Below are 4,841 nucleotides of genomic sequence, written 5' to 3' on the forward strand. Positions count from 1 at the left end.
CTCGTCACCGGAGCGGCGCGACGAAGCGAGCCCCACGGCATAGCCGGTCCGATCCGTCGACCCTAGTCGTCGATATCTGGCTGTTGATCGTCTACCACGGGTCCGCCGTCGGCGGCCTGCGGCTGCCGCTCACCACTCTCGGCGAACGACGTGTCCGCGCTCGGCGGCGAGACGCCATCGACCGCCGCTTGGATAATCTCGGTCACGGTGCGCTCCGAGAGCTCTGCGTCCGTTGTCCGGATCACACGGTGGACGAGCACCGGCTCCGCGAGCGCCTTGACGTCGTCCGGAATCACGTACGACCGGCCCCGGATCGCCGCTCGGGCCTTGCCGCCGGCAAGAAACGCGAGCGTGGCGCGGGGCGAGCCGCCGTAGCGGAGTGCGGGCGAGCTCCGTGTTTCCGCCACGATGTCGAGAATGTACTCTTTGACCGGGTCCGCCACGAAGACGTCAGTGACCGCCTCACTTGCGGCCTGAATTTCGCTCGTCTCGACGGCTTGGGTCACGTCCTCGGCACCGAGCGCCGGCGTCTCGTCGAACCGGTCGAGCACCGTTCGCTCGTCGGCACGGCCCGGGACCTCGACCGTGTACTTGAGTTGGAAGCGGTCGCGTTGCGCCTCCGGGAGCTCGAACACGCCCTCCATCTCGATGGGGTTCTGCGTGGCGACGACCATGAACGGCTCCGGGAGCGCGAGCGTTTCCCCCTCGATCGTGACCGTCGACTCCTCCATCGCCTCCAAGAGGGCGCTTTGCGTCTTCGGCGTGGCGCGGTTGATCTCGTCGGCCACGACGAGGTTCGCGAAGATCGGTCCCTTCCGGAGAATGAACTCACCGGTCCCCTGCTGATACACGTTCGTGCCCGAGATGTCGGCGGGAACCATGTCGGGCGTCATCTGAATACGACTGTACGACAGCCCGATCGCTCGGCTGAACGCGTTCGCGATCGTCGTCTTCGCGACGCCGGGAACGCCTTCGAGGAGCACGTGGCCGTCCGTGAGCAGCGCGATCGTCAGCCCTTCGAGAACCGCTTCGTTGCCGACGACCACGTCGCTCGTCGCCTCGCGGATCGCTTCGTACACCGCCGCCGGACTATTCATCTGCGCCACCTCGTGTCCGCTCCGATAAAACGTCTGCCATTACGTGACGGAGGCGCGATTCGTCCCACTCCGGGTAGCGTTTCCGAAGCGCGGTGAGGATCGCCTCCTCGTCGACTGGGCCGTCGTCGCTTTTCGTTCCACGGAGCCACGCGGGAAGCCGACGCCGCCACTCCGGCGGGAGCACCGACGACAGCGACCGCCGAACCGCGCCGACGAGTCCCCCAGAGAGCAACGCCTGTCCCCAGACGGCTCCGATTCCGAGCGCGCCGACTCCCAGCTGGAGCGCCGTCGATGAGCTGAAGATCAGCGAGGCGACGGCGAGCGGCGGCTGCTCGCCGGCGTGCGAGTAGTCGAGCAGCGCGCGGTCGTGCGCGTCGAAGATCGCTGACGCGAACGCCGCGTTGTCCGGCTGCGACAGCATCGCGTTGATGAACAGGCTCGGGTCACCGACGGCAATCACCCGTCCTTCGCCGATGGACTCGGCCGTGACGACCGGGTACGTTCCCAGCTCGTCACCGGCCGACAGGTTCCCGGTCCCGTTGCGATCGAGGTACGCGAACGGCGACGTGGTGGCGACCACAGTTGCGTTGCCGGCGTCGATCGCGGTGGCCTTGTTAAGCGTTAGCTGGTCGACCCCCTCGGTGTATCGCGTCTCGCTGACGTTCGTCGCGACCGGAAGCGACGGCGCGCGGTAGTAGTGGCGCTCGTCTCGGAGCTGGGTCCCGTTGAACCGCGCGCTCGCGCCGAGGTCGTCGAGGAGCGCGTTGCTGTGCGGCCCGAAATCGTCCGCGACGACGAGCGTTCCGCCGGCGTCGACGAACTCCCGCACGCGTCGCGTGTCGTTGGGGCCGTACGGCTCGGTCGGCGAGAGAACCACGGCGATAGATCCGTTGGCATCGCTGCGCTCGTAAGGGGCCGTGTCGAGCAGAACCTGACTCTCCGTCCGCTGGTCGGTGAGCTCTCGGAGGTCGCTCGTCCCGTCCCACTCGAGGTTGTACGCGCCGAAGGCGGCTCCAGTCGTGCTCGCTGCGACGACGAGCCCGAGGCCGACGGCCACCGCCAGCGCGTACAACACGACGCGAGGGGTCGACGGGAGCTCCATCTACAGGACTCCCTCCGGCAATATCTCGATGATCCGCCTGACGACGATGTAGCCGAACCCCGCGAGGCCGACGACGATGACGGGTATCAGCCGCCGTCGCCAGCGCGGGGTCACGTTGAACGGCGCGGTCAGCTCGACGACGACGAGCAGGCCGATGAGCGAGAGCACGAAGAAGAGTTCGAGCTCCAGCGACTCGAGCAGCGTCAAGAACACCGTCGCCCCGAGCATCCACGCGACGACGCCGTAGACGAACTGCCGCCGTCTCCCCATAGCCATTACCCCTTGGTTTGTGTAAATAGATATCAATGCTGTGGTGTGTTTGGCGTCGGCGTCCGCGTGACGGCGGTCCGGCGATCGAGTCGCTTTTGTCCGTCGTCTTATTTGAGTGACGTATGGCGGATCGCCGGGAGCTCTGGCTGGTCGTTCCCCGTCCAGTCCGTCGACTTCCCGCCGATCTCGCGGCGACGACCCTCCTCACGCTCCTCACGCTCCTCGCCGTGTTCGTCCCGGTGATCAACGAGACGCCGCTCCGGGTGCTCTTCGGGCTAGGGTTCGTGCTGTTTCTGCCCGGCTACGCGTTTATCGCGGCGCTGTTTCCGGAAGCCGGGACCGCTCCAGTGGCGACCGAGACCGTCGATATCGAGGGGGCAACACCTGAGTCGAACGACAGACCGGCTCCCGCTCCGGGGACCGAGGCGGCGGCCGACGAACCGGACACCGATCCGGGTGGGACAGACGCTGGAGCGACTCCGGCCGACCGCTCGGGGATCGACGGGATCGAGCGCGTCGCGCTCTCCTTTGGCCTCTCGATCGCGGTCGTGCCGCTCATCGGCCTCGTCTTGAACTTCACGCCGTGGGGGATCCGGCTGGTGCCGGTGGTGACCGCGGTCGCCGGGTTCACCCTCGGCTGCGTCGCGGTCGCCGCGCGCCGCCGGTGGGCGCTTCCCCCAGACGAGCGGTTCGCGGTGCCGTACCGCGAGTGGCTCGCCACCGCCGAGAGCGAGCTGTTCGAACCCGACGACCGGACCGACGCCGCGCTCAACGTCGTCCTCGCGGTCTCCGTGCTGCTCGCTGTCGGGAGCGTCGGCTACGCGGTCGCCGTTCCGCCCCAGGGCGAGCAGTTCTCGGAGTTCTACCTGCTCACCGAGACGCCCGAGGGGGAACTCGTCGCCGACGACTATCCGGAGACGATGGCCGTCAACGACACCGCCGAGCTGATCGTCGGCATCGGGAACAACGAGTACGAGCTGACGGAGTACCACGTCGTGGTCCAGCTCCAGGAGGTTGAGACGGCCAACAACTCCACGACGGTGCTCGAACGGACCGAAATCGATCGCTTCGACGCGACCGTCGAACACAACGAGACCCACCACGAGCGGCACACGCTTCGGCCGACGCGCTCCGGAGAGAACCTCCGCGTCCAGTACCTGTTGTTCAGGGACGACGTTCCCGCCGAACCCACGAGCGAGAACGCGTACCGCGACCTCCACCTCTGGATCACCGTTGAGTAGCCTGATCGGTCTGGTATTTCTGATTCGATTTTGTCAGCGATTGTTGCGTGATCGGTTCCTACTGGAAACTACGCGCGATATCGGAATGGAGTTCGGTGGTTCCCGACGTTTCGTACGACGTTTTTCCTCCGTTCGGTCCACGCCTCATGAGGTCCACATCGGAGAGCGCCGACGGCACCGTGACGGTAAGCGACAAATCAAATATACGTCCGTGTTTGAATGTCGCGAATCAACCCTCTGAACCTGTAGATCGAACAACCAGTTTTACCTGAGATTGTTTCGAATATCTGTCTACTGCCAGATAGTGGATGACAAAACCCGGTCCCCAACGCTCTAAAAGCGCGTTTACCGACATGCTGGCCGATAGGGGAAAAGTTTATACAAAATGTGTTTTTCTACTGTAGTATGTCACTTAAGCAGGGGTTAATTGTTACTGAAACAGACACGTCTGTCTGGACAAACGCTTCGGGTGGGAGCGGAGCGTCCTGTCGGATGAGAGGCCGACCGCTGATCGCGTCGGTTGGTGGGGCCGAATACACCGGCGACCGGGTGGTGGAAGATGACGGATCGTAGGACCGAGGCGCGCGCAGTCGTTCTGGCGGTGTTGATGCTCGTTTCCATGGTCGGCGTCGGATTTACCGGTTCGGGGGCTGGGACCCATGCGAGCGTATCGCCAGACTCGATGACAGAGAATGAACATCGTTTCACGACACAAGATACTGAGTCAACGATCGTTGTCGACGGGAACGGAGGGGGTGACTACACAACCATACAGTCCGGCGTTGATAACGCGACAGATGGAGATACCGTCGAAGTTCAGCCAGGAACGTACTCCGAGCAGGTTGTACTCGAGAAAAACATCTCCCTTGTCGCTCCCGACGGAGCGACGATCGAGGGACAAAAATCAGACACCTTCGGAACAGCCGGTATCCAGATCGCACCTGACAGTATAGCAGGCCCGATCTCACCGGTGATCCGTGGATTCACTATTGAGGGATACGATCACGGTGTATTCGTCGGAGGATCCGGTGACGGATCATTCGTCGGCGACGACTTCGAGAATGCTAGCGGTAACTGGACTCTCCGAAACGTTACTATTCGAGATTCCGGCGCCGAAGGCATCGAAACAAG

The 4,841-nt window shown here is 64.0% G+C and carries 5 protein-coding genes; 2 read left to right on the plus strand and 3 right to left on the minus strand.

Annotation, left to right across the window (positions count from 1 at the left end):
* Positions 1–62 precede the first annotated feature (62 nt).
* Genes Q0116_RS01515 through Q0116_RS01525 form a run of 3 tightly spaced genes read right to left on the minus strand, consistent with a single transcriptional unit; the run spans position 63 to position 2,475 of the window.
* The gene (locus tag Q0116_RS01515; protein ID WP_297884823.1) at positions 63–1,097 is read right to left on the minus strand and encodes a MoxR family ATPase; all 1,035 of its coding nucleotides are present in this window, start codon (positions 1,095–1,097) and stop codon (positions 63–65) included.
* A complete protein-coding gene (locus tag Q0116_RS01520; protein ID WP_297884825.1) occupies positions 1,090–2,199 on the minus strand; it encodes a DUF4350 domain-containing protein in 1,110 nt (369 codons plus the stop codon). The genes Q0116_RS01515 and Q0116_RS01520 overlap by 8 nt, the downstream gene beginning before the upstream one ends.
* Complete coding sequence (locus tag Q0116_RS01525; protein ID WP_297884827.1) at positions 2,200–2,475, minus strand: hypothetical protein; 276 nt, start codon at positions 2,473–2,475, stop codon at positions 2,200–2,202.
* 116 nt (positions 2,476–2,591) lie between these two features.
* Between Q0116_RS01525 and Q0116_RS01530 the strand changes: the two genes are divergently transcribed.
* Both Q0116_RS01530 and Q0116_RS01535 read left to right on the plus strand, forming a co-directional pair.
* Positions 2,592–3,710: a DUF1616 domain-containing protein gene (locus tag Q0116_RS01530; protein WP_297884829.1), complete on the plus strand. Its 1,119-nt coding sequence runs from the start codon at positions 2,592–2,594 to the stop codon at positions 3,708–3,710.
* Positions 3,711–4,269: 559 nt separating this feature from the next.
* Positions 4,270–4,841: hypothetical protein (locus Q0116_RS01535; protein WP_297884831.1), on the plus strand; the 572-nt coding region annotated here is incomplete at its 3' end.

The organism is uncultured Halorubrum sp., assembly GCF_937146585.1.
Taxonomy (GTDB): domain Archaea; phylum Halobacteriota; class Halobacteria; order Halobacteriales; family Haloferacaceae; genus Halorubrum; species Halorubrum miltondacostae.

What these genes read in the sequence shown, in the direction of transcription:
- Q0116_RS01515 (WP_297884823.1), bottom strand. Translation starts at nt 1,097, where the DNA reads ATGAATAGTCCGGCGGCGGTGTACGAAGCGATCCGCGAGGCGACGAGC.
- Q0116_RS01520 (WP_297884825.1), bottom strand. Translation starts at nt 2,199, where the DNA reads ATGGAGCTCCCGTCGACCCCTCGCGTCGTGTTGTACGCGCTGGCGGTG.
- Q0116_RS01525 (WP_297884827.1), bottom strand. Translation starts at nt 2,475, where the DNA reads ATGGCTATGGGGAGACGGCGGCAGTTCGTCTACGGCGTCGTCGCGTGG.
- Q0116_RS01530 (WP_297884829.1), top strand. Translation starts at nt 2,592, where the DNA reads ATGGCGGATCGCCGGGAGCTCTGGCTGGTCGTTCCCCGTCCAGTCCGT.